This window comes from Paraburkholderia fungorum (genome assembly GCF_902833645.1).
GTDB classification, from domain to species: domain Bacteria; phylum Pseudomonadota; class Gammaproteobacteria; order Burkholderiales; family Burkholderiaceae; genus Paraburkholderia; species Paraburkholderia fungorum.
The window spans coordinates 106,288-130,439 of record NZ_CADFGE010000010.1 but is presented as its reverse complement, the minus strand read 5'-3'; the positions used below and the strand labels follow the sequence as shown (position 1 = coordinate 130,439).

Annotated in this window: 19 protein-coding genes; 10 read left to right on the top strand and 9 right to left on the bottom strand. The window is 62.7% G+C overall.

Going from position 1 to position 24,152, the window contains the following annotated elements; translation table 11 throughout:
* Positions 1-93: 93 nt before the first annotated feature.
* Positions 94-1,449, bottom strand: coding sequence for an LLM class flavin-dependent oxidoreductase (locus HWX91_RS27605; protein ID WP_102857491.1), 1,356 nt, complete (start codon positions 1,447-1,449; stop codon positions 94-96).
* Between the two features lie 368 nt (positions 1,450-1,817).
* Here HWX91_RS27605 and HWX91_RS27600 point away from each other — a divergent pair, with 368 nt between their 5' ends.
* From HWX91_RS27600 to HWX91_RS27590, 3 genes are all read left to right on the top strand, one after another.
* Entirely contained in the window at positions 1,818-3,182 is a 1,365-nt protein-coding gene (locus HWX91_RS27600) for an LLM class flavin-dependent oxidoreductase (RefSeq protein ID WP_102857427.1), read from the top strand.
* 117 nt (positions 3,183-3,299) lie between these two features.
* The gene (locus tag HWX91_RS27595) at positions 3,300-4,055 is read left to right on the top strand and encodes an SDR family NAD(P)-dependent oxidoreductase (RefSeq protein ID WP_046569787.1); all 756 of its coding nucleotides are present in this window, start codon (positions 3,300-3,302) and stop codon (positions 4,053-4,055) included.
* 15 nt (positions 4,056-4,070) lie between these two features.
* Complete coding sequence (locus HWX91_RS27590; protein ID WP_102857492.1) at positions 4,071-4,910, top strand: CmcJ/NvfI family oxidoreductase; 840 nt, start codon at positions 4,071-4,073, stop codon at positions 4,908-4,910.
* A 135-nt stretch (positions 4,911-5,045) separates the two neighbouring features.
* Here the strand turns inward: HWX91_RS27590 and groL are convergent, their stop codons facing one another.
* Complete coding sequence (gene groL, locus HWX91_RS27585; protein ID WP_046565759.1) at positions 5,046-6,686, bottom strand: chaperonin GroEL; 1,641 nt, start codon at positions 6,684-6,686, stop codon at positions 5,046-5,048.
* 18 nt (positions 6,687-6,704) lie between these two features.
* On the bottom strand, positions 6,705-6,995 hold the full coding sequence (locus tag HWX91_RS27580; protein WP_028199802.1) for a co-chaperone GroES: 291 nt from the start codon (positions 6,993-6,995) through the stop codon (positions 6,705-6,707).
* Positions 6,996-7,286: 291 nt separating this feature from the next.
* On the opposite strand from HWX91_RS27580, the gene HWX91_RS27575 reads away from it, so the two are divergent.
* Positions 7,287-8,504, top strand: coding sequence for an acyl-CoA dehydrogenase family protein (locus HWX91_RS27575; protein WP_028199801.1), 1,218 nt, complete (start codon positions 7,287-7,289; stop codon positions 8,502-8,504).
* Between the two features lie 54 nt (positions 8,505-8,558).
* Positions 8,559-8,903 (top strand): DUF3088 domain-containing protein, encoded by a 345-nt coding sequence (locus HWX91_RS27570; protein WP_028199800.1) that lies wholly within the window; start codon positions 8,559-8,561, stop codon positions 8,901-8,903.
* 107 nt (positions 8,904-9,010) lie between these two features.
* On the opposite strand, the gene HWX91_RS27565 is transcribed toward HWX91_RS27570, so the two are convergent.
* Entirely contained in the window at positions 9,011-10,240 is a 1,230-nt protein-coding gene (locus tag HWX91_RS27565) for a porin (protein WP_028199799.1), read from the bottom strand.
* A 313-nt stretch (positions 10,241-10,553) separates the two neighbouring features.
* Here HWX91_RS27565 and HWX91_RS27560 point away from each other — a divergent pair, with 313 nt between their 5' ends.
* The 5 genes from HWX91_RS27560 to HWX91_RS27540 all read left to right on the top strand — a co-directional run bounded on the left by HWX91_RS27560 (position 10,554) and on the right by HWX91_RS27540 (position 17,802).
* Positions 10,554-12,188, top strand: coding sequence for an ABC transporter substrate-binding protein (locus HWX91_RS27560; RefSeq protein ID WP_081833223.1), 1,635 nt, complete (start codon positions 10,554-10,556; stop codon positions 12,186-12,188).
* A gap of 196 nt (positions 12,189-12,384) precedes the next feature.
* The gene (locus HWX91_RS27555) at positions 12,385-13,989 is read left to right on the top strand and encodes an ABC transporter substrate-binding protein (protein WP_028199798.1); all 1,605 of its coding nucleotides are present in this window, start codon (positions 12,385-12,387) and stop codon (positions 13,987-13,989) included.
* A 13-nt stretch (positions 13,990-14,002) separates the two neighbouring features.
* Positions 14,003-14,983 (top strand): ABC transporter permease, encoded by a 981-nt coding sequence (locus HWX91_RS27550; protein ID WP_028199797.1) that lies wholly within the window; start codon positions 14,003-14,005, stop codon positions 14,981-14,983.
* A gap of 45 nt (positions 14,984-15,028) precedes the next feature.
* Positions 15,029-16,000, top strand: coding sequence for an ABC transporter permease (locus tag HWX91_RS27545; RefSeq protein ID WP_028199796.1), 972 nt, complete (start codon positions 15,029-15,031; stop codon positions 15,998-16,000).
* 86 nt (positions 16,001-16,086) lie between these two features.
* Entirely contained in the window at positions 16,087-17,802 is a 1,716-nt protein-coding gene (locus tag HWX91_RS27540) for an ABC transporter ATP-binding protein (RefSeq protein ID WP_028199795.1), read from the top strand.
* Positions 17,803-17,899: 97 nt separating this feature from the next.
* On the opposite strand, the gene HWX91_RS27535 is transcribed toward HWX91_RS27540, so the two are convergent.
* The 5 genes from HWX91_RS27535 to HWX91_RS27515 all read right to left on the bottom strand — a co-directional run bounded on the left by HWX91_RS27535 (position 17,900) and on the right by HWX91_RS27515 (position 23,911).
* Entirely contained in the window at positions 17,900-18,754 is an 855-nt protein-coding gene (locus tag HWX91_RS27535) for a MetQ/NlpA family ABC transporter substrate-binding protein (protein WP_028199794.1), read from the bottom strand.
* A gap of 95 nt (positions 18,755-18,849) precedes the next feature.
* Complete coding sequence (locus tag HWX91_RS27530; RefSeq protein WP_028199793.1) at positions 18,850-19,899, bottom strand: aldo/keto reductase; 1,050 nt, start codon at positions 19,897-19,899, stop codon at positions 18,850-18,852.
* A 38-nt stretch (positions 19,900-19,937) separates the two neighbouring features.
* Positions 19,938-21,554, bottom strand: coding sequence for an ABC transporter substrate-binding protein (locus HWX91_RS27525; protein WP_028199792.1), 1,617 nt, complete (start codon positions 21,552-21,554; stop codon positions 19,938-19,940).
* 56 nt (positions 21,555-21,610) lie between these two features.
* Positions 21,611-22,669, bottom strand: coding sequence for an ABC transporter substrate-binding protein (locus HWX91_RS27520; RefSeq protein WP_028199791.1), 1,059 nt, complete (start codon positions 22,667-22,669; stop codon positions 21,611-21,613).
* A 27-nt stretch (positions 22,670-22,696) separates the two neighbouring features.
* Complete coding sequence (locus HWX91_RS27515) at positions 22,697-23,911, bottom strand: LLM class flavin-dependent oxidoreductase (protein ID WP_028199790.1); 1,215 nt, start codon at positions 23,909-23,911, stop codon at positions 22,697-22,699.
* Between the last annotated feature and the right edge of the window lie 241 nt (positions 23,912-24,152).

Below are 24,152 nucleotides of genomic sequence, written 5' to 3'. Positions count from 1 at the left end.
TCATTCCCATCATTCGATTTATTTCACGTCGCGTTCGACAGGTCCTGCCAAGCCCGCGCTGAACAGGCGCGGGCTTGGCATAACCCGCCAGGCTTACGCGGTCTCGGCCGCTTCCCGCCGGTGCAGGTGGCGGCTGAAAGGGCGTTGCAGCCTGAAGTGTTCGCGCAGCGTACGTCCCTCATAGTCAGTGCGGAAAATGCCGCGCTGCCGCAGCAGCGGAACCACGCCATCAGCGAAGTCCTGCAAGCCACCCGGCAGCACATCCGGCATCAGATTGAAACCGTCGGCGGCGCCGCCTTTGAACCAGTGCTCGATGTCGTCGGCAATCTGTTCCGGCGTACCGACAACCACACGATGTCCGCCGCCGCCCGCCAGCGCGCGGATCAACTGGCGCGCGGTGTAGCCGTGCGTGCGCGCCTGCGCGAGCGTAGCGTGGAAGAACGTGTGATTGCCGTTGCCGCCGCCGGGCAACGAGAGATCGTCCGGCAGGCGCTCGTCGAGTTTCAGGCGCTCGACGCTGATACCCAGTATGCCGGCCAGCCGGGTGAGGCTGTAGGTCCATGGAATCAGATCGACCAGTTCATCGCGGCGGCGCAAAGCCTCGGTTTCGGTTGCGCCGATGATGGTGGTGAGACCGGGTAGCACGCGAATCGCGTCGTTGCCGCGTCCCCACGCTGCCGCGCGAGATTTCAGTTCGCGCGCATAGGCGCCGGCTTCGTCGAACGACTGTGACGCGGAGAACACCGCTTCCGCGTGCCGCGCCGCGAGCTCGCGTCCGTCAGCCGAGCCGCCGGCCTGGATCAGCACGGGGTGCCCCTGGGCGCTACGCGGCAGATTGAACGGGCCATCGACGCTGAAGTATTTGCCGCGATGGTCGATGCGATGCACCTTCGTGGCGTCGATGAAACGGCCGCTCGTTTTGTCGCCGATAAAGGCGTCGTCTTCCCAGCTATCCCACAGCGCCTTCACCACCTCGGTGAATTCAGATGCGCGTTCGTAGCGTTGCGCATGATCGGGCACCGCCTCGCGCCCAAAATTGCGGGCTGAGCCTAGATCGGCGGTCGTTACGATGTTCCAGCCTGCGCGGCCCGTACTGAGTTGATCGAGCGTGGCAAAGCGGCGCGCGATGTTGTACGGCTCGTTATAACTCGTCGATGCCGTGCCGATGACGCCGATATGCGTCGTGGCCGCGGCAATGCCGGCGAGCAGCACGGTCGGCTCAAGCGCCGTGATCGGGCGGAAATCGATCTGGTCGGCAATCGACGCGTTATCCGCGAGAAACACCGCATCGAATTTCGCGGCCTCGGCAATCTGCGCGACGCGAACGTAGTGGGCTATATCGACAAAAGCGCGCGGATCGGCTTCCTGTGTACGCCATGCGGAAGGGACAAAGCCGGAGTGGAGGATGTTGACGTTCAGATGAAGCTGACGGGGCGGGTCGGTTCTCATGGTCTTGTCGAATGCGGGAGCAGCCAGCAACGAACGAGCGCGCTGAGCGAGCCGTCCATTGTCGAGGAGCGGATGGTTCGCGACCACGAAGGAATTGTGGCATCGATATGCCCGTGCAGACTAAGCGCGCGGCAAGGACCGCTGTTGCCGCGTAATTCAGGGCACCTGCTTGCGAAAAACCTACGGTTCGCCGCGCCCGACGCTTTGCATATCAGAACAAATTGGTTCTCCGCGCGTCCCGCCCAGGCAGACAATCATTCCAGAGCCGCGGCGACCAATCCGGCGGTGGTCGGCGCGGTGTCCGAACGCTGCCACTGCGGCCTGGATCCCGGCGGCGGACTGACCCTCACCCATTTTTCCGGACATCCATGAGCAAACGTAGCGGGCACCTGCGCCTCGGCGCTTTCCTTTATCCGTCCGGGCACCACATTGCGGCGTGGCGGCATCCCGAGGCGCAGGCGGACGCCGGCGTCAACTTCCGTCACTACGTCCGGCTCGCGCAAACGGCCGAGGCCGCGAAGTTCGATCTGATCTTTCTCGCCGACGGCGTGGGGACACGCGGAGACAACCTCGACTTTCTGAGCCGCACGGCGCACAGCTACGTCGCGCAGTTCGAACCGCTCACGCTGCTGTCGGCGCTGGCGGCGGTGACCGAGCGTATTGGCCTCGTCGGCACCGCATCGACGAGCTTCAATGAGCCGTATCACATTGCCCGCAAGTTCGCGTCGCTCGATCACATCAGCGGCGGGCGCGCGGGCTGGAATCTGGTTACCTCGTCGAGCGAGCACGAAGCGAAGAACTTCAATCGTGACAGGCACTTCGACCACGCCGAGCGCTATGCGCGCGCTGCCGAATTCGCGGAGGTGACCGAGGGCTTGTGGGACAGTTGGGACGACGACGCGTTCGTTCGCAACAAGGCCGAAGGGCGCTTCTTCGACCCGGACAAGCGGCACGTGCTCGATCATAAGGGCCGCTTCTTCCAGGTCAAGGGGCCCCTGAACGTGGCCCGTTCCCCGCAGGGGCATCCGGTTGTCGTGCAGGCGGGATCGTCCGAAGCCGGCCGCGACCTCGCAGCGAAAACGGCCGAGGTGATCTTTACGGCGCAGCAAACGCTGCAGGATGCGGTGGATTTCTACGCGGACGTGAAAGGGCGCATGGAGGCCTACGGTCGTCACCCCGACGATCTGAAGATCATGCCGGGCGTGTTTCCGATTGTCGGCCGCACCGAAGCGGAAGCGAAAGAGAAGTTCGAGCAATTGCAGTCGCTCATTGATCCCCGGGTCGGGCTGGCGCTCGTATCCGGGCTGACGGGTGGCTTCGATCTCTCAGGGTATCCGCTCGACGGCCCGATCCCGAAACTGCCTGAAACGAATGCCAGCAAGAGCCGCCAGTTGCTGACGCTCGAACTGGCGCGCCGCGAGAACCTTACGATCCGCGAGCTCTATTTGCGAGTCGCGGGTGCGCGGGGCCACTGGCAACTGGTCGGCACGCCGGCACAGATTGTCGATCAACTCGAAGAGCGCTTTGTGAAGCACGGCGCGGACGGTTTCAACGTGATGCCGCCGGTGCTGCCGCATGGCTTGACCGATTTCGTCGAACTGGTGGTGCCTGAGTTGCGCCGGCGCGGTTTGTTCCGCGAGGACTACGAAGGCCGCACGTTGCGCGAGAACCTCGGCTTGCGGCGGCCCGGCAACCGCTATTTTTCCGTGGCCAGTCTTGAATCCGACGCATAACTTTCCACGATTCGTTATTTCCTTCCTGCCCGGCCATCGCCTACGCTGAAAAGATAGGCGCATGCGCCTACTGCCGCCACGCGTTGCGTGCCGCGGCTACCTGCAATGGAGATGCCAATGACCGGGACTGTCGAAGAGCGGCAGGAGAGGACGCGTTTCGCGTGGATTGCCGGGGTGGGCGCGAGCGCCGGACTGGGTGCGGCGCTCGCGCGCCGCTTCGCTCAGGGTGGCTTAAGCGTGGTCGTGACGGGGCGCTCGCGTGAGCGGCTCGATGCGATCGTCGACGAAATCCGCAGTGCCGGCGGCCATGCGGTCGCTGCGCCGGGCGACGTCACGCGCGAAGCGGATCTGGCTGCGATTGCCGGGCAAATCACGACGCAAGGCACGCTCGAAGTGGCCATTTTCAACGCCGCCGGTGCGACGCGTGCGCCGACGCTCGAACTGAGCGCGGAGCAGTTCGAGGCCGCATGGCGAGTGACGACGCTGGGCGGCTTTCTGTTCGCGCGTGCGGCGCTGCAACCGTTGCTGGCGGCCGGCCGAGGTTCGTTACTCTTTACAGGCGCGACTGCATCGCTGCGTGGGCGTCCGCCGTTTGCCGCGTTCGCTTCCGCCAAAGCCGGTTTGCGCTCGCTGACGCAAAGCCTCGCGCGCGAGTTCGGGCCGCGCAATATCCATGTTGCGCATGTGGTGGTCGACGGCGGCATCGACGGCGAGCGCCTGCGTACGTCCTCGCCGCAGCGGGTGGCCGAGCGCGGTGAGGACGGCCTCCTGAATCCTGCCGATATCGCCGACGCTTACTGGTATCTCCATCAACAGGCGCGCAGTGCATGGTCGCAGGAAATCGATCTGCGGCCATTCAACGAATCGTTTTGACGTGAGGGCATGAACATGAGCGATATCGTCATCGATGCACCGGTGTTGGCCACGACAATCGAGGCGGAACTGAACTACCTCGAATTTACCGGCGAGAAACCGGTGTCGTATCAGTACGACCCGCCACCGGGTGTTCCGAAGCGCAGCGGCGTGTACCGGGCGCACCGGGTCAGCATTGCGAATGCGCGCGTTGCGCCGCCGCCTGGCGTGTTGTCGATCGATCGTAACGGCTTCGAACTGCATCGGCATGCCAGCGCGTTGAGTGACTTCTCCGATCCGGCAAAGATCGAGTCTGTCTACTATCCGGAGGCGGAGCGCCTGCTGAAGCAGGCTACCGGTGCGCGGCGTGTAGTCGTGTTCGACCATACGCTGCGCGACGGCAATCCTGAACGCGGCAATGGCATAAGGGAGCCGGTCAAGTACATCCATAACGACCAGACGTTTGTGTCGGGACCGCGCCGGGTGCGCGATCATTTGCCGGCAGCGGAAGCCGAACGTTTGCTGCAAGGCCGCGTGGCGATCGTCAATCTATGGCGCCCGATCGGAGAAACGGTGCACGCGTCGCCGCTCGCGCTATGCGATTCGCGCAGTATTGCGCTCAACGATCTGGTGGCGTCGGACCTGGTGTATCCCGACAAGGTTGGCGAGACGTATGCGCTGGTGTTCAATCCGCGGCACCGCTGGTACTACTTCCCGCATATGTCGCCGGATGAATACCTGTTGCTGAAGATCTACGATTCGGCGGGTGACGGCATCGCGCGCCTGACGGCCCACACGGCATTCGACGATCCAACATCGCCGGCCGATGCGCCGCCGCGCAGAAGCATTGAGCTGCGCACGCTGCTGTTTTTCTGAGTGAGTTTGTGCATGCCGCACTGGCGTGGCAGGTTGCGGCGCCTGGCTTGGCTGACATGCCAATTCATGTTGAACCACGCCGGCATGCGTGTTGAAAAGCATGCCGGCGTGTATGCGGATAGAACGTCTTGACGCCTAGAAGTCGAGACCCGGTCCGCCTGCGCCCGGACCGCCCGGCTGGCCCGCTGCCGGCGCATCCTTCGGCGCTTCATGCACGGTGGCGTCGGTGGTCAACAGCAGACCCGCAACCGACGCCGCGTTTTGCAGCGCCGTACGCGTGACCTTGGTCGGATCGAGCACACCCGATTCCACGAGGTCGCCGTACTCGCCGGTCTGGGCGTTATAACCGAAGTTGCCCGTGCCTTCGGCCACTTTCGCGACCACCACGCTGGCCTCTTCGCCGGCGTTCGTCACGATCTGGCGCAGCGGTTCTTCGAGCGCGCGCAGCACGATCTTGATGCCCGCATCCTGATCGGCGTTCACGCCCTTGAGCCCGCTGATGGCCTGCTTCACGCGAATCAGCGCGACGCCGCCGCCCGGCACAATGCCTTCTTCGACCGCGGCGCGCGTGGCGTGCAGCGCGTCGTCGACACGGTCTTTCTTTTCCTTGACTTCGATCTCGGTCGCACCGCCCACCTTGATGACGGCAACGCCGCCCGCCAGCTTCGCGACACGTTCCTGCAGTTTCTCGCGGTCGTAGTCGGAACTCGCTTCCTCGATCTGGGTGCGAATCTGCTTCACGCGCGCTTCGATGTTCTTGCTGTCGCCGGCGCCGTCGATGACCGTGGTGTTCTCCTTGCCGACCTCGATGCGCTTGGCCTGACCGAGTTCCGCGAGCGTCGCCTTTTCGAGCGACAGGCCGGTTTCCTCAGCGATCACCTGGCCGCCGGTCAGGATCGCGATATCTTCGAGCAGTGCCTTGCGGCGGTCGCCGAAGCCCGGCGCCTTGACCGCGACCGTTTTCAGAATGCCGCGAATGTTGTTCACCACCAGGGTGGCGAGCGCTTCGCCTTCGACGTCTTCCGCGATGATCAGCAGCGGGCGGCCGGCTTTCGCGACCTGTTCCAGAATCGGCAGCAGATCACGGATATTCGATACCTTCTTGTCGTGCAGCAGCACGAACGGGTTATCGAGCACGGCAACCTGTTTGTCCTGATCGTTGATGAAATAGGGCGACAGGTAGCCGCGATCGAACTGCAGGCCCTCCACCACATCGAGTTCATCGTCGAGCGACTTGCCGTCTTCAACGGTAATGACGCCTTCCTTGCCGACCCGGTCGATCGCTTCGGCAATCCGCTGGCCGATCGATTCTTCACCGTTGGCCGAAATCGTCGCGACCTGGGCGATTTCCTTGCTGGTGGTAGTCGGTTTGCTGATCTTCCTGAGTTCTTCGATCGCGGCGACCACGGCCTTGTCGATGCCGCGTTTCAGGTCCAGCGGGTTGAGGCCCGCCGCGACGTATTTCTGGCCTTCGCGCACGATCGCCTGTGCAAGCACGGTTGCGGTGGTGGTGCCGTCGCCGGCGGCGTCGCTGGTGCGCGAAGCGACTTCTTTCACGAGTTGCGCGCCGATGTTCTGCACGCGGTCCGGCAATTCGATTTCCTTGGCGACCGAGACGCCGTCTTTGGTCACGACCGGTGAGCCGAAGCTGCGCTCCAGCACAACGTTGCGTCCTTTCGGGCCGAGCGTGACCTTGACCGCGTTGGCCAGGATGTTGACGCCTTCGACCAGTTTCGAGCGGGCGACGTCGCTAAAAATAATTTCTTTTGCTGCCATGGTTTGACGCTCCGTTCGTTATTGAGTGACCACTGCCACAACATCTTCTTCGCGCAGCACAAGCAGTTCGTTGCCGTCGACCTTGACCGACTGCCCGGCGTACTTGCCGAACAGCACACGTTCGCCGACTTTCAGATCCGGCTCGATACGCTTGCCGTCGCTATCGCGCTTGCCCGGTCCAATGGCGATCACTTCACCCTGGTCCGGCTTTTCGGCGGCGCTTTCGGGAATGACGATGCCTGAGGCAGTTCTGGTTTCCTGGTCGAGACGCTTGACGATCAAGCGGTCATGCAAGGGACGTAGGCTCATGTTGGACTTCCGCGATTGAGATTTGGCACTCGTCGGTGGTGAGTGCTGACCGGAATCGAGTATAGAAAGATGCCGCGCGGCGCTCCAATAACGGATTCATCGATCCTTATCGGTGAATCGCATTTCAGAATCGCGCATATTCATAGCTTGAATTGCTTGTTCAGTGCCGCGTGCCGCGTCCCTATACTGGTCCGTCGAACCGGCACGTCCCACGCGGACGCCGATATTCATGCTCCCAGCACACCTCGCCGGATCAAGCCTGATCTGTGCGCTTTTACAAGGAATCAAGGCATGCAGGTCTCTCAGGAAAGCGCGGCGCGTACGCGGCTTCAGGCGGCACTCGCCGCGTTGCCGGCGCTCGCCGAAGCAATCGGCGAAGATGCGGCGCAACGCGAAGTACGTCGCGAGTTGCCGTTCGACCGCTTCGCGTTGTTTCGCGAATCGGGGCTAGGTGTGCTCCGTTTTCCGGCCGAGTGGGGTGGCCTCGGTGGTTCGCTGGAAGATCTCTTTCATGTGATCGCCACACTGGCCGCGCATGAGTCGAATGTTGCGCATGCGTTGCGGATTCATTTCGATCTGACCGAGCAGTTGCTGCTGTCGCCGCGCTCCGCGTTCAACGACACGCAGATCGAACGGGTACAGAACGGGGCGATCTTCGGCGGTGCGTCGACGGAACTCGGTACCGCGAGGCCTGGCGAAATCGTCACCAGGCTGGTGCGCGACGGTGAGCACTTTCGCGTGACGGGGAAAAAGTACTACTCGACCGGCACCGCGTTCTCCGACTATGCGCGTATCAATGTGCAGGACGAGAACGACGAGAAGGTGTCGATCGTGATTCCGGTCGCTCGCGAAGGCTTGCAGGTACTCGACGACTGGGACGGCATGGGGCAGCGCATGACGGCGAGCGGCAGCCTGGTGCTCGACAATGTGCAGGTGTTTGCGCATGAAATCGCGACGCGCGGCTATACCAGTCTCGCGGGCCGCCATGGCAGCGCGGTGCGGCAGTTGCATCTGGTCACGGTCGCGGCAGGGATCGTGCGCAACATTCTCGCGGACGCGCGGCGCTACGTGACGCAATACGGGCGCCCGGTACTGCATAGCCCGGCAGCGTCGGCGCGCGAAGACGGTTTCGTGCAGCAGGTGGTAGGCGATCTCGCGGCGCACAGCCTCTCGATCGACGCGCTGGTGGCGCAAAACGCCCGCACCCTGGACCGCTCGGCCAATGCCATTCGCAGCGGCGCGGCCAATGCGGAAGATCTCGTGCTGGAAGGGGCGCTGGCGACCGCCAAAACGCAACTGGTGGTCAGCAAACTGGCGCTTCATGCGGGCGAGCGTCTGTTTGAAATCGGCGGGGCTTCGGCTACGGGGCGCGCGCACAATTTCGACCGTCACTGGCGCAATCTGCGCACGATCTTCAGCCATAATCCTTTGCTGCATAAAGCGCGCGTGGTCGGCGATTATGAGTTGAACGGCGTGACCACGCACCTGACCGAAGGCCGCGTTTTCTGAGGCACTGGAAAGACCGCCGCCGTTCATTCATCCATCATCTCATCACGGAATGCCATGAGCCGAGATCTGCTTTTACTGCTGGAACCGGGCTTCACCGATCCGAAACATCCCGGTGAGCGCTTTATCTGCCCGGATGGCGCACCTATTGAAGGCTTGCTGGCCAGCGACCCGGTGCTCAACGCACAACTGGATATTCGCCGCCTGCCGTTCCCACGTCCGCGCGCCGCGGTTGTGGAGGCGCTCGATGCCGAGCATCAAAGTCTGCCGGTATTGATTCTCGGCGACGAACAGCCGGCGCCCGCCGATGCGCAGACGCTGGGCGACAAGCGCTTCGTGACGGATACGCGCCGGATCCTCGACCTGCTCGCGCAGCGGCACGGTTTTCCCAAGGTGCATTGACCTGCATGGAGGGTGTCCGCCGGTTCCCGCGCGCATGGTTCGTTGCGCGCGGCAGAAACAACGGACACCCGATACTCATTCCTACAGGGCTACAGGGTGCGCCGGCCTCAGAACAGATGCTTGATGCCCGCCGAGACCGCCACCTGTTTGCTGGTTGCGGACGGCGTGAGATACCCGATCGCAGCAACCGCCGGCCGGCCCAGCGAGTCGGTGCCGCTGGCGTGCTGGTAGGCGCCGGTCAGGTACAGATCGGTGGCTTTCGATAGGGAGTACGCCGTGCCGAGATTCAACTGCTCGTACTTCGCGCTGCCCTTGCCACCGACGCTTCCTCCCTCCGTATAGTCGAACGATGTACCGAAGCGCAGGAACGGCGTGGCCTGATAACGCAGGCTCGCACTAACGGTACTGAGCGTGGTCGAACCGCTGTAGTTGAGCGGATTGAGCGACGCGTTCGAGCCTAGCCCGCGGAACTGCGTATTCGAGTACGCCGCGCCGAAGATCGCACCGCCGCTCGTATAGGTCGTTGCAACCGAAATGGTCTGCTGCGTACGGGCCGATGCGAAACCGGCAATCGCGGGATTGGATTCGGGCGCCGTGGCCGACCCGGCGGAACCCAGGTTATTGCCGGTGGCGCTCGCATTGGCGTTAGTGCCGTAGAGCGACGTATTCGGGTTGCGTGCGTTGACGATCGACGCGGCGATCGCGAACGCTCCACCGGTATAGCTGCCGCCCGCGGACCAGAGTTGATTCTGCGTCACGTTCCCGGCCACGCCGCCCACGCTGTAAAGTCCGCCGAAACGGAAGCCGTTGAAAGAATCCGACAGGTACTTGATCGAATTGTTAATGCGGTGCGTGAAGTTCAGATTGTCATAGTCGGCGGGGTGGATCGAGAGGTTGCCCCAATACCAGCCGTGGATCAACGGCGATACGAATTCCACCGAGGTGTCGCCCTGGCGTCCGAGCGTGAAGGTGCCGTAGCGCCCGGCTGTGACACCTACCCACGCCTGGCGGCCGAACTCGGTGCCGCCTTGTCCAAGCGCACCGCTATTCACACTGAGCCCGCTTTCCAGCTGGAACACGGCCTTCAGGCCGCCTCCCAGATCTTCCACGCCTTTCAGGCCCCAGCGGCTCGACGACAGGCCCGATGAACCGCTATCGAACTGCGACACCTGGGTGCCGCCCTTCGGTTTGCCGGACGCGGACGTTGCAGCGGTTTGCGCGTTGTTCGTATACGTGACGTTGCCGGTAACGATCCCATACAGCGTGACGCTGCTTTGCGCACTTGCCGTGCCGGCCATTAATGAGGAAACGCTAAAAGCAAAAAGCAGTTTTTTCATGATTATTCGAATCGATGTGGAAGAAGCGTCGGAGAAGTGATTGTTCGAGGGTCGTTTTGAAGCGACGAGTAACGATAAGCAAAACGAATTTATTGAACAAACAAGCAAATTCGATATGGATATCGATGATTTCCCATAGGTGTGCGCTCAAGCGGCGATCATCGAGCGATAACGCCAACTATCGACAGTAGATATGCAATCCTGAATTAATTCGTTCTGTCGCGACATTGCGGTTGATATCTTGCAGCGCATCCAATAGCCATTGCGGGTGCGTTGCCGGTCGGCACAGCGCTCGCCTCCGAGGGGAGGTCGCATGAGTCAGCGCAGAGGATTTCATTCCGGGCGTCGTCACGCATTGCTGGGGCTCGCAGGCAGTGCGGCGGGTGTCGCGCTCGGCCCATTCACGCCGTTGGCGCAGGCCGCGGTTCAGGACAGCACCGTGGCGCCGCGACGCGGCGGCCGGTTGACGGTACTGGTGAATCCGGAACCGAACGCACTGGTCAACTTCGCAACCACGGCTGGCGCGGAACAGAGAATCAGTCCCAAGGTGACCGAAGGTCTGCTGGCCTATGACTTCAACGTGCAGCCGCGCGCGCAACTCGCCACCGCCTGGTCGATCAGCCCCGACGGTTTGCAGTACACGTTCAGGCTGCGAGAGGGTGTGCGTTGGCACGACGGTCAGCCGTTCACCTCGAAAGACGTGGCGGTGTCGATCGGGCTGCTCAGGCAGTATCACTCGCGCGGCCGCTCGACCTTCGCCAACGTGCTGGCAGTAGAGACGCCCGACCCGCACACGGCGTTGCTGAAGTTATCGAAGCCGGCACCGTATCTGATCTATGCGCTTGCCGCATCGGAATCGCCAATCGTGCCCGCGCACATCTACGGCAGCGGCAATCCGCTGGAGAATCCTCATAACATCGAGCCGATCGGCACGGGACCGTATCGGTTCAAACGTTGGGAGCGCGGCAGTCATGTGGTGTACGTGCGCAATCCTGACTACTGGGACGCGCCAAAACCTTATATCGATGAACTGGTGGTGCGCTTTATCGGCGATCCGGCGGCGCGGGCCGTGGCACTTGAAACCGGCGAACTGGATCTGGCGGGTGAAAATCCGGTGCCTCTCGCCGACATCCAGCGCCTCGCGGCTCTGCCACATCTGGCGCTGGAAACACGCGGCTATAGCTACAATGCCGCGCAAACCCAGTTGCAGTTCAATCTCGACAACCCCTATCTGTCGAAGCAGAAGGTCCGTCAGGCAATTGCGCACAGCATCGACCGGCAGGCCATCCTGAAGTCGGTATGGTACGGGTATGGGATCGTTTCGCCATCACCGATCAGTCCGCTCTTGACCCAGTTCTATGATCCGGATGTGCCGAGTTTGCCATACGATCCCGGCAAAGCCGGGCAATTACTCGACGAGGCCGGTTTGCCGCGGCAGGCGAACGGTTTTCGTTTTCCGTTGACGATCGATTTCAACCCGTACGACCCAACCTTCGCCCGCCTTGCTGAATATTTACGGCAGACGTTGCGTCGTATAGGAATCGAGTCGACCGTGCGTTCGCAGGATTTCGGCGCCTACGTGAGACGGATCTACACCGATCGCGATTTCGCTCTCGACGCCAACTTTCTCGGCAATACCTTCGATCCGACCGTGGGTGTGCAGCGCCTTTACTGGTCGCGCAACTTCAAGAAAGGGGTGGCGTTCTCCAACGCGTCGCACTATGACAGCCCCGAGGTCGACCATCTGCTCGAAGCGGCCGCGGTGGAGAACGATCCCCGCACCCGCGTCGAGTACTTTAAAAAGTTCCAGTGGGCGATAGCGCGTGACCTGCCGATCGTCAATCTGGTCACGCTCAAGCAGGTGACCCTCTACAACCGGCGTGTGCATAACCATACGGTGACCGCCGACGGCCTGGGCGGCAATCTGGCCGATGTGTTTCTCGTCTGAGCTGGCGATCCATAGCGGTGCGGCGCCTTTCCTTCACATCGTGCTTTGCATATGCATAACGATTGGTTCGTTTGCTGTCGCAGCGGCTTTATCGTGAGCGCTGCGGCAGCAGCATTGCCGAAAAAATCATGAAGGCAATTCATTCGGCCACGACGGGCCGAATCATCGAAATCATCGGCAAAAGGAACGGGATCACATGGCAGGGCTGAATCGACGCGAATTTCTGATTTCATCGGGCGCAGCGCTGGCGACGGCCGGCATGCCCGCACTGACGTTCGCACAAGGCGACAGCGCCGGGCCGAAGCGGGGCGGCACGCTGAACATGCTGATCAATCCGGAGCCGCCGGTGCTCGTGTCGATCTTTCAGACCACCGGTCCCGCGCTCGTAGCGAGCTCCAAGGCGCTCGAAGGCCTGCTCGCCTATGACTTCGATTTGCGGCCGAGACCACAGCTCGCCACAGCCTGGACCGTCAGTCCGGATGGGCTGAAGTATACGTTCACACTGCGGCAGAACGTCAAATGGCACGACGGGCAGCCGTTCACCTCAGCCGATGTCGCGTTCTCGATCGACCTGCTCAAGGCGGTGCATCCGCGCGGCCGTAGCACATTCGCCAACGTAACACGCGTGGCCACGCCGGATGCCCGCACGGCGGTGATCGAGTTGTCGAAGCCGGCCCCGTATCTGCTCAAGGCGCTCTCGGCGGGCGAATCACCAATCGTGCCTAAACACCTGTATGCGTCGGGCGATCCGCTGTCCAATCCGCATAACAACGCGCCGATCGGCACCGGGCCGTTTCGCTTCAAATCGTGGACGCGCGGCGCCAATATCGTCTACGAACGTAATCCGGACTACTGGGACACGGGCAAACCGTATATCGACGGCCTCGTATTCAAGGTGATTCCCGACGCCGCCGCGCGGTCCGCCGCATTCGAAACCGGCGCGCTCGATCTGGGCGGCGAAAATCCGGTGCCGCTCACCGATCTGCCGCGCCTTACGCAATTGCCGCAACTGGCCGTCGAGACACGCGGCTATCGCTTTCTGGAGCCGCTCGCCGAAATCGACTTCAATCTCGACCATCCGATTCTCAAGGACCTTCGAGTGCGTCAGGCGATCGCTCATGCCGTCAATCCGCAGATCGTCCAGCGCACGGTGGCGTATGGCTACGCCGATCTGTCGCCCACGCCGATCACGCCGGGCTCGCCGTATCACGACGCGAGGCTCACACCCTATGCATTCGATATCGGCAACGCCGAAAAACTGCTCGATGCAGCGGGTTATCCGCGCAAGGACGGCGGCGTGCGCTTCGGTCTGACGCACGATTTTCTGCCCTATGGCGACATGTACCGCCGCCAGGCGGACTACGTGAAGTCGGCGCTGGCGCGGGTGGGTATCGACGTTACCGTGCGCTCGCAGGATCTGCCGGCGTTCCTCAAGCGTGTGTATGCGGATCGTCAGTTCGATTTCACCAGTATCGGCGTCAACACACTGTTCGACCCGAGCGTAGGGGTTCAGCGCCTCTACTGGTCGAAGAATATCCGTCCGGGTGTGCCGTTTTCGAACGCGCCGCATTACAGCAATCCTGAAGTCGACCGGCTGCTGGAAACTGCGTCGGTCGAAACCGATGAGAGCAAACGCGTCGCGCTGTACCAGCAGTTCCAGCAGATCGTGTATCGCGAGCTGCCGATTCTCAACCTGGTCGCGCCGCGCATGGTCACGCTCGCGAACCGTCGCGTTCACAACCACACGGTTTCCGCGCAGGGCCTTGAAGGCAATCTCGCGGACGTCTATCTGAGCGCATGACAGGAGAGACACGATGAGTCGACGTTTGCGTTTCGCCGCCATTGCCCGGCGTACCGCGTGGCAGGCACTGCCGACGGTGATCGGCATCGTGATCCTGAACTTCTTTTTGCTCAAGCTGATGCCGGGCGATGCCGCCGACGTGCTGGCCGGCGAGTCCGGCTCCGCAACAGTGGAAACGATGCAGGTGCTGCGCGCGAAGTTCGGGCTCGATCAGCCGGTGCTGCATCAGTTGTGGTCGTACCTCGCGCATCTCTCGCATTTCAGTCTGGGTTATTCACCGCGCTACGACATGCCGGTGATGCAACTGATCCTGTCGCGCCTGCCCAATACGCTGCTGCTGATGGGCGTGGCCTTATCGTTCGCGATCGTGGCCGGCGTGGTGCTCGGCGCGGTGATGGCGCATTGGGCCGGTAAATGGCCCGACCGGGTGCTGTCCGTGCTGGCCTTGCTGTTCTATTCGACACCGGGTTTCTGGATCGGCCTGCTGGCGATCGTGCTGTTCTCGGTACATCTGGGCTGGCTGCCGAGCGGGGGCAACATCACGCTCGGCGTGCAATTGCATGGATTCGCCTGGTTTGCCGACGCAGCCAAACATGTGCTGCTGCCTGCCGCGACGCTGGCGACCTTCTTTGTCGCGATCTACGCACGGCTCACCCGGGCCGCGATGCTGGAGGTGCAGCGCCAGGACTTCGTGCGAACCGCGCAGGCCAAAGGTTTGCATCCATGGCGCGTGACGGTGCGGCATGTCTTGCGGAACGCGCTGATGCCGCTCACGACGATCATTGGGATTCATTTCGGCACGCTGCTGGGTGGTGCGGCTGTGACCGAGACGGTGTTCAGTTGGCCAGGGCTTGGGCGTCTCGCGCTCGACGCCGTGATGGCGCGCGATTTCAGCGTGCTGCTCGGCGTGTTGCTGCTGTCGTCGCTGCTCGTGATCATCGCCAATGTGCTGGTCGATCTGTTGCAGGCATGGCTCGATCCGCGCGTCGCGTGACGGCTTTCACGCGCACGCCGACCTGTTTAATCTCAGAGGAATGAAATGGCTTCCGACTCTTCCAACCTGATTGGCACGCCGCCTGAGCCCGCAACGTCGCCGTGGCGGCGTCAACTGGCCGGCACGCTGTTCGGTCAGCGGCGCGCCGGCGCCGCGGCTACATCCGGATCGCGCGCGCCGGGGCGAGGCGTAGGACGGGCGCTGCTGCGCAACCCGTCCGCGTTTGCCGGCTTGCTGTTACTGGCAGCCTTCATCGCGCTCGCACTCAGCGCGGGACATCTGTTCCCGGGCGATCCGCTCGATATGGTGGCGGCGCCCTTTGAATGGCCGGGTGCCGATCCGCAATACTGGCTCGGCACGGATTCGCTGGGCCGCGATGTGGCGGCGGGCATCGCGCACGGCACACGCGTGTCGCTGCTGATCGGCGCGGCGTCGGCGGGTATCGGCCTCGTGATCGGCACGCTGGTCGGGGCGACCGGGGGCTTCTTCGGCGGGGTGATCGACGATCTGCTGGTACGCGTGACCGAACTCTTTCAAACGGTGCCGTCGTTTTTGCTGGTGATCGTGATTGTGGCGATCGGCCGGCCGAGCGTGACGATCATCGCGCTCGCAATCGGCATCGCCTCGTGGCCTACCGTTGCGCGGATCGTGCGTGCTGAATTCCGTACGCTGCGCCAGGCGGATTTCGTGCTTGCCGCGCGCAGCCAGGGATTCGGCAACGCGCGCATCATCTTCGGTGAAATTCTGCCGAACGCTTTGCCGCCGGTGATCGTCACCGCATCGGTAATGGTGGCGAGCGCGATCCTGATCGAGTCGTCGCTGTCGTTTCTCGGCATGGGCGACCCGAACGTGGTGAGTTGGGGCGGTATGATCGGCGCCGGTCGCGATTCGTTGCGCACCGCATGGTATCTGACCGCGATTCCCGGCGCGGCGATCGTTCTCGCGGTGCTTGCGCTGAACCTGCTTGGTGACGGTCTGAACGATGCGCTCAACCCGCGCTTGCGCGAACGCGCCTGAGCAGCGGCTTACTTGCGCCTGCCATGCGGCTCACATGCAACTCACATGCGGCTTGAAAGCAGCCGACAACGTACAAAGGATGCACCGTGGCAAACCTGCTTGAAGTACGCGACTTACGCGTCAGTTTCGGCGCGCATGAAGCGGTGCGCGGCCTGAGTTTCGACATCGCGCACGGCGAGACGCTGGCACTGGTCGGCGAATCGGGTTGCGGCAAATCGGCGACGGCGCTTTCGTTGATGCGTCTTGTGCCTACGCCGGGGCGTGTGACGGGGAGCCTGCGCTTCGACGGTCGTGAGTTGCTCGATCTGCCGGCGCGCGAGATTCGGGAGATTCGCGGGCAACAGATTTCGATGATCTTCCAGGAGCCGATGACGTCGCTCAATCCCGTGCTGTCGATCGGCGCGCAGATCGTCGAGACCTTGCGCCAGCATGAGCGCCTGTCCAAAGCCGCGGCATGGAAGCGTGCCGTGGAGTTGCTCGAACTGGTGCGGATTCCGGAGCCGCAGCGGCGGGTGTTCGACTTTCCGCACGAGTTGTCCGGCGGCCAGCGGCAACGCGTGATGATCGCGATGGCGGTTGCCTGCCGGCCGCGTCTGCTGATTGCCGACGAGCCGACCACGGCGCTCGACGTCACGATTCAGGCGCGCATTCTCGACCTGCTCGACGGTTTGCGTCGCGAGTTGTCGATGTCCTTGCTGCTGATTACGCACGACCTTGGCATTGTCGCGAGCCACGCGGATCGTGTCGCCGTGATGCTCGCGGGCGAGAAGGTGGAGGAAGCGCCGGTCGCTCGGCTCTTTACGCAAGCGCAGCATGCCTACACGCGCGGTCTGCTTGGCGCGTCGCTGAATCTTGCCGACGATCTGCATTATCGCGGCTGGAAACTACCCGAAATTCGTCACGGTATTGATGACGACGGCAAACCGAGCTTCGCCGTGGTGGCGCGTTCGGTACGCACCGGCCACTTTGTTGCGGATGCCGATCCCGCACAACGTCTGACCGCGGTTAGCGAAGCACCGTTACTCGCGCTACAGGACGTGCGGATCGATTATCCGCAACGTCACGGCAAAACCACACTGCGCGCGGTCGACGGCGTTTCGCTGCAGATCGCGCGAGGCGAAACGGTTGGTCTGGTCGGCGAATCCGGTTGCGGGAAATCGACGCTCTCCAAGGCGATCCTGCGGCTGGTGCCGACAGCGGGCGGGGAAATCCGTTTGCGCGGGACCGATCTCGTGCCGCTGGGCGAGCGCGAGCTGCGGCCGTTGCGGCGTCACGTGCAGATGGTGTTCCAGGACCCCTATGCGTCGCTCAATCCGCGCCGCACGGTGGCGGAAATTCTCGATACCGTGCTGGTGGTGAACGGCATTGGCAACGCGCAGCAGCGCCGTGCACGGATCGCCACCATGCTCGATCGTGTGGGTCTGCCGAACTCGGCGCTCGGGCGTTTTCCGCACGAGTTCTCAGGCGGCCAGCGGCAACGCATTGGCATCGCGCGGGCATTGGTGCTGGAACCCGATCTGCTGATCTGCGATGAACCGGTGTCCGCACTCGACGTATCGATTCAGGCGCAGATCCTCAATCTGCTGGTCGACCTGAAGCGCGACCTAGGGCTTGCGTACCTGTTCATCTCGCACGATCTCTCTGTGGTCAGATATATCGCCGATCGCGTGCATGTGATGCAGGCGGGACGGATTGTGGAAAGCGGGCATCACCGGGACATCTGGCGCGCGCCGCAGCATCCGTACACGCGCACGCTGCTCGACGCGATTCCCGGCAAGACCTTCGACGCGCAGGCGGCGTAGTCTGCACAGTTCGTACGAAGCCAGCTCATAAGGCCGCTCCAGGCGGCCTCAAGCAGGGCGGCTGGCTGATGCCGCCCTCGCTATCCCTCAAGCGGTCTCACTCGTTGCCGAAGTACGCCGGCAAGCGAAAGCCGTCATAGAAGCGATTGCCACGAATCGCACGCTGGAAGTCCGCCGATTGATACGCCTGCACGATGTCCTGCGTCGCGCGCGTATTGCGGTTGCTTGCCTTGACGACGACCTGATTGATATATGGCGGCGTCATCTCTTCAAGTGCCAACGCATCGGTCAGTTTGTGGCCGCTGAAAATCGCGAAATTGCCTTGAATCGCGGCGTAATCGACGTCGTCGAGTGCGCGCGGCGCCTGTGCCGATTCAAGCGGAACAATCTTGATGCCCGCCGGGTTGGCGATCACGTCGCGCTCGGTTACGTCGACAGGATTCGGGTTCGGCTTGATCCTGATCCAGCCGATGCGCTGGAGAATTTTTAGCGCGCGCTCCAGATTGACCGGGTCGTTCGGCACCGCGACACGCGCGCCGGGTTTCACCTCCGCCAGTGAGCGATGTTTGTTCGAGTAGAGTCCCATCGGCGGCGTAGGCACCTGCACCACGCCGACCAGATCGGTGCCGTTGCGATCGTTATACGACTTCAGATAGACCTCGTGCTGCATCACGTCGGCGATGATCTCGCCGCGATACACCGCCTGATTCGCTTCGAGCCCGGTACTGAACTCGACGTATTTGATCGCGTAGCCTTTCTTGCGCAATTGCGGTTCGACGCCCGCCTTGAATTCGTCCGCGTACGGGCCGGGCACGAAGCCGACCCGCAACTCCTGCGCGATACCGCCGGAATCCGCGCCGTAGGCGGTGAGCGTGGTGAGCGTGGCGGCCAGCAGGAAAGCGCCGGTGAGGCGTCGCCTGAGCGACGAACGTGCTGCGATGGTTCGGGACATGATGATTTCGCTTTGGGCGGCCCAGGCCGCCGTGGTGCCGGCGGAAAGAAAGGCCAGCGAGGTTTGCAGGAACTGACGACGCTCGAAGCTCGTGGCTATCCCTGCTGAACGGCGGCTAGCGCGTCCTGCGCTGCCCCATGCCGCGGGAGCCGGCCGAAGAACGGGTGACCCGGATCGTTGAAGCCCGGCGTCGAAGGATGGCCGCTCGTGACGAGCGAGTCGACGAATGCTTCGTCTTCCGCTGTCAGTCGATAACGCAGTGCCGGCAGATAGTCCTGCCATTGCGCCTCAGTACGTGGGCCGGCGATGGTCGAACTGATGTAGCGGCTATTGAGCACCCAGGCGAGCGCGAATTGCCCTGCGGAAAGCCCGCGCGCTTCGGCATGCTCGCGTACGCGGCGCGCGAGTTCGAGCGATTCGGGGCGCCACTCGGTCTGTTGCAGGCACCGGTCGCTGCGGCCCGCGCGGGTGTCGGACGCGGGCGTCGCACCCGGCTCGTACTTGCCGGTCAGCACACCGCGCGCCAACGGGCTATACGAAATCACGCCGAGCCCATAGCGGTGCGCGGCCGTCAATTGCTCGGCTTCGGCCTGGCGATTGGCGATGTTGTAGAGCGGCTGGCTCGCCACCGGCGCATCGAGTCCGAGCGCCTGTGCGGTATGACTGAACTCGGCAATCTTCCACGCGCGGTGGTTCGACAAACCGTAGTAGCGCAGCTTGCCCGCCCGGATCAGATCGTTGAGCGTCCGCACGGTTTCTTCGACCGGCGTCTCGTGGTCTTCGCGATGAATATAGAGCAGATCGATGTAATCGGTATTCAGGCGCCTGAGGCTTGCCTCGACGGCCCGCACGATATGTTTGCGTGACGCGCCGCGCGCGTTGACGTCGCCGCTATCCAGCGGGTTGGCGAACTTGGTGGCGAGCACCCAGCGCTCGCGCTGCGCGGCGATGCTGCGGCCGACGACGCGTTCGGATTCGCCCTTACCGTAGACGTCCGCGGTATCGATCGAATTGACGCCTTGCTCGTGGGCCTGATCGATGATGCGCGCCGAGGTCGCTTCGTCGGTCGGGCCGCCGAACATCATCGTGCCGAGCGTGAGTGTCGAGACCTTGATACCGCTGCGGCCGAGTTGTCTGTATTCCATGTGAGTCGGATTCCGTGAGAATGTAAGTCGAAAGAGGTTCAGCGTTGCAGCCAGACGTCGGCGAAACTGGCCGAGACGCCGTCGGGCGAGGTCGTATGGTTGTGCACCGCGCGCGAATAGACGGTCAGGTACTGCGGCGCCACGAGATTGATGTCCGGCAGATCGCGTTCGAGAATCCGTTGAATCTGCGCGAACAACGCCTTGCGCTTCGCTTCATCGGTTTCTTCGGCGACCTGGGCAAACAGTTGATCGATTTCCGGATTGCTGTAATGGGAGCCGTTGGTAAAGGGCACGCCACGCCGGAAATTACTGGTCGTGTAGAGACGGGCCACGCCGACCACGGGGTCGAACAGATTGCTCATCCCGTTGATGCTGAAATCGAAATCGCGGTCGGTGTAGATCCGCTTCAGGTAGGCGGGCAAATCCTGGCTGCGCACGGTGATGGCAATGCCGATGCGAGCCAATGCCGATTTGACGTAAGCGGCGGTGCGGGTGGGCAGATCGCCGATCGGCAATGGGTCGACCGTCAGCGCGAAACGTGTACCGTCGGCCTTGCGTGGATAACCCGCTTCGTCGAGCAACGCGTTGGCGTGCTCCACGTTGAACGGATAGGGCGTAGGCGTGGAATCGTAGTAGGGATTCGACGGAATGATCGGGCTCGCGAGCGGCGTCGCGTAGCCGTAGTAGATCACCTTGCGGATCACTTCGCGATCCAGCGCCGAGGCGATCGCCTGGCGCACCTTCGGGTTCTTCAGCACCGGGTTGTCGAGATTGAACTCGATACGCGACACCCCCGCCTGAAATTCGTAACCGCGTGTCTCGAGCCCGAGCTTCGGGTTGCTTTTCAGGCGTTCGAGGTCGGACAGCGGCACGGGCGAATCGCCGCTCAGATCCGCTGAGCCGTCTTCGAATGCGACGGTGCGGGCGGCGGGGTCGTTGATCACCTTGACGACAATGCGATCGAGCCAGGGCTTGCCCTTGTCCCAGTAGTCGTCGTTGCGCACGTACTCGATATAGCTGCCGCGTACCCATTTGACGAAGCGAAATGGCCCGGTGCCGATCGGCGCGTTATTGGCGGGATTGGTCAGTACGTCGGTGCCGTCGTAGATATGCTTCGGCACGATCGGCGTTTCCGACGAGGAAAACGCCTTGATCAGGTAGGGCGCCGGCTTCGACAGCGTAATGACGACGGTGTAGGGGTCCGGCGTTGCGACGTCGGTGACATTGGCGAAAGTGGTCTTCGCACGCGGGTGGACCTGCCTCAACGTCTGGATCGAGTACGCGACGTCCGCGGAAGTAAAGGGCTTGCCGTCCTGCCATTTCACGCCGTGGCGCAGATGGAAAACGTATTTACGACTGTCGTCGCTGACTTCCCACGAGGTGGCGAGCGACGGCCTGGGTTGGAACTTGAAGTCGTATTCGAGCAGTCCTTCGACGACCTTCGGACTGACCTTCAGCACATTGGTCGCGGTGGTAGCCAGATCGACGAGGGCAGTCGGCTCCGGCGTGACGATGAAGTTGAGCGTGCCGCCGCGAGTTTGTGCGTGCGCAAACGGGCTCGATAGCGCGACGACGAGCGTGAGCGCCCATCCGGATGCGAGCTTGAACAGCTGGCCGCGGCGGCTTGGCGCCGCCTGCGAGGTGACATGTGCCATCGTTGGATTGGGTGAAAAAAGAGAGTGGTCCGAAACGAGCGCAAACCGAAGCGGACTCAAACCGAAGCGATCAGCGCCTGCCGTCGTGCGAGCGCTGCGCGAAGGGGCGCGGGGTCCACCCAGGCGTCGAAATCGAAGTCCGAGGGAATGAAGCCCCATGTGAATAGAAAGCGTTTGAAGTCGGCGAGCGCGGCCAGCGCGTGGGAATCGAGTCCGATCGTCAGTTGCCGGTGCAGACCGCCCGGATACGCACGCTCGACCCAGTGCTCGGCGCTGCGCGTTTCGCGTGCAACGTACCGCGTCACGTCGCCCGCGTGATCGGCGGCCCATGCGCCCGTGTCGAGCGTGCGCGCCAATACGCGTTCGACCAGGTCGGGGCGCTCGCGCAGCAGTTGCGCATCCACGGTCAGCGGGCGTGGCGTGCCGTTATTCGCGTGCAATGCCCGGTTGGGCTGGGCGCTGATGTCGACCAGAATCCTGGCGTTGAGCAGGTTGGTAATATCGAGTCCCGTCGCGCCTTTGACGAACACGACGTCGGCTTCACCGCGCAGCAGCGCCGCGGCTTCACGCGCGAATTCGTGCGAGCGTTGCGCATCGAGCCAGTCGGCGAGCGGGGCATCGGCGGCGGGTTTCGCGTCTTCAAGGCTGCGTGGAGTGTGCGGCAGATCGACCAGATCGATGTCTTCGAGTTGCACACCCAGCACGCCGAGCAGCGAAGAAAAACCGCGCAAGGCGGTCGCGCGATGAAAATCGACCACGCTCGCGCGAGTGTTGAGCGGGAAGCCAAAGCGGCGTCCGGCAAGAGATTCCGGGCTCGCGTCGAGTTGCCGGTCCAGCGTGATCAGTGCCTGGAATTCATCCACCCAGCTCAGGCCGATCAACCGTGTGTCGCTGCCCTGGGCACGTGCCCAAAGCGCGGGAATATTGCCGCCCTGGCGGAACGACCAGGGTTGCGTGTGCGTGAAATGCGAGCGGCGGATCTGCACGTCGTCGGCATCCTGCAACGCCTTGACGTCGATGCCGTCGGCAGCGAATTCCTCTTCCAGCCAGCCTTTTTGCGCGGCAATGCCGAACGGCGTGGGGGCGGGGCAGCGCGTATACCAAAGTCGGCTCATCCGATCACCTCTGTGTTTTGTTTGTCATCAGTACCGTAAGCCGGCTTCGCGCAACAGCGGCAGCACGCGCTCGCCGAAGAAATCGAGGTCCGGCTGAAAATCGAAGAAGCTCAATTGCACGCCGTCGACGCCGGCCTGATGCAAGCGCACGATGTAGTCGGCGATCTGCTGCGGCGAGCCGACGATCGAGATGTTGCCGCCCACCGCGCGCGAAGCCGCCTGATTACGCTGTTCCGCGTTGCCGCGCCACGCATGGGCATCGCTTTCGAAGCGGTGGAAACTGCCCTCGTCGCCGTGTGCGACGATCGCGTCGCGATAGGCAAGCGCCTCGGCCTCTGTCTCGCGGCAGATCACCATCGGATTGATCAACGTGCGAATCTTGCGGCCGTGTTGCGCCGCTGCGGCTTTCACACGCGCCGTGTGAGCCGGCAACGCGGCCAGCGCGCCCTCGATCTCGGACCCGGCGGGGCTCGTGATGAACACGATGTCGGAGTACCGCGCAGCGAAATCGATGCCGGCATCCGAGCCTGTCGCATTGACGAGCAGCGGGCGCCCATAACGCGGTTTTGGCGTGACGAAGGCCTTGTCCAGCTTCCACGAGGAAAGCTTGGGCGCGAAGCTGAAGTTCTCCGTTTGCGCCCACAGTTGTTGAACGGCGTCGAGAAACTCGGCGGCAAGTTCATAGCGCCGGTCATGTTCGATACGGTGCCAGCCGAACATTTCATGCTCGATGGCGCGATGACCGGTGACGACGTTGATGCCCCAGCGGCCTTTCGAAATGTGATCGAGCGTCGCGGTGAACTTCGCGAAATGCAGCGGATGCCAGGGACCATAAAGCACATGGCTGGTGGCGACCAGAATGATGCGCTCGGTACGCGCGGTCATCGCGGCGAGCGACATGAAGGAGTCCAGCGCCTCGCCGTTGAATACGCCGCCATAGCCACCCTTCGGCAGCCATTGCGACAAAGCGAAGACTAGATCGAAGCCTAACGCCTCGGCCTTCTGCACAAGTGCCAGGTTGTAATCGAATGACCAGTCGGTGGTGCGTGCAAGTGTCGAAGCGCTCCAGCCGCCCGCCTGAATCGGCAGGAACAGTCCGAGCAGCAGTGGCTCCGCCAGTGCGCGCGAGACAGGGCTATCCGCGAATGTGGCAGGCGAGCGGACCGGAACGAAAGGGGACGCGTCGCGCGTCGCGTCGGCGGAAGCCGGCGCGGCGGGCGATGCGGACGAGGGCGCGGTCAGAGTTGATTGATTCACAGGGCGTATCCGTGCCGACCGTATGACGGGGCGTGTGTTCGATGAAGCGGCTTGGGAAATCGCTGTGCGCGGCTCAGTCAACCGCTGGCGCACACGGCGCGAGGACTTAAGTGCCTGCAGTAAATCACGCGAGAGTTGGCAATGCAAAACAACGAATTCTGCTATTCATTCGAGGTGCAGAACGATGCAGCGATAGGCATGCCGTAGCGTTCCTGCCGTGTGTCAT

Excerpts from the sequence above, each read along its gene's own strand:
- HWX91_RS27605 (WP_102857491.1), bottom strand. The coding sequence starts at position 1,449 with ATGAGAACCGACCCGCCCCGTCAGCTTCATCTGAACGTCAACATCCTC.
- HWX91_RS27600 (WP_102857427.1), top strand. The coding sequence starts at position 1,818 with ATGAGCAAACGTAGCGGGCACCTGCGCCTCGGCGCTTTCCTTTATCCG.
- HWX91_RS27595 (WP_046569787.1), top strand. The coding sequence starts at position 3,300 with ATGACCGGGACTGTCGAAGAGCGGCAGGAGAGGACGCGTTTCGCGTGG.
- HWX91_RS27590 (WP_102857492.1), top strand. The coding sequence starts at position 4,071 with ATGAGCGATATCGTCATCGATGCACCGGTGTTGGCCACGACAATCGAG.
- groL (WP_046565759.1), bottom strand. The coding sequence starts at position 6,686 with ATGGCAGCAAAAGAAATTATTTTTAGCGACGTCGCCCGCTCGAAACTG.
- HWX91_RS27580 (WP_028199802.1), bottom strand. The coding sequence starts at position 6,995 with ATGAGCCTACGTCCCTTGCATGACCGCTTGATCGTCAAGCGTCTCGAC.
- HWX91_RS27575 (WP_028199801.1), top strand. The coding sequence starts at position 7,287 with ATGCAGGTCTCTCAGGAAAGCGCGGCGCGTACGCGGCTTCAGGCGGCA.
- HWX91_RS27570 (WP_028199800.1), top strand. The coding sequence starts at position 8,559 with ATGAGCCGAGATCTGCTTTTACTGCTGGAACCGGGCTTCACCGATCCG.
- HWX91_RS27565 (WP_028199799.1), bottom strand. The coding sequence starts at position 10,240 with ATGAAAAAACTGCTTTTTGCTTTTAGCGTTTCCTCATTAATGGCCGGC.
- HWX91_RS27560 (WP_081833223.1), top strand. The coding sequence starts at position 10,554 with ATGAGTCAGCGCAGAGGATTTCATTCCGGGCGTCGTCACGCATTGCTG.
- HWX91_RS27555 (WP_028199798.1), top strand. The coding sequence starts at position 12,385 with ATGGCAGGGCTGAATCGACGCGAATTTCTGATTTCATCGGGCGCAGCG.
- HWX91_RS27550 (WP_028199797.1), top strand. The coding sequence starts at position 14,003 with ATGAGTCGACGTTTGCGTTTCGCCGCCATTGCCCGGCGTACCGCGTGG.
- HWX91_RS27545 (WP_028199796.1), top strand. The coding sequence starts at position 15,029 with ATGGCTTCCGACTCTTCCAACCTGATTGGCACGCCGCCTGAGCCCGCA.
- HWX91_RS27535 (WP_028199794.1), bottom strand. The coding sequence starts at position 18,754 with ATGTCCCGAACCATCGCAGCACGTTCGTCGCTCAGGCGACGCCTCACC.
- HWX91_RS27530 (WP_028199793.1), bottom strand. The coding sequence starts at position 19,899 with ATGGAATACAGACAACTCGGCCGCAGCGGTATCAAGGTCTCGACACTC.
- HWX91_RS27525 (WP_028199792.1), bottom strand. The coding sequence starts at position 21,554 with ATGGCACATGTCACCTCGCAGGCGGCGCCAAGCCGCCGCGGCCAGCTG.
- HWX91_RS27520 (WP_028199791.1), bottom strand. The coding sequence starts at position 22,669 with ATGAGCCGACTTTGGTATACGCGCTGCCCCGCCCCCACGCCGTTCGGC.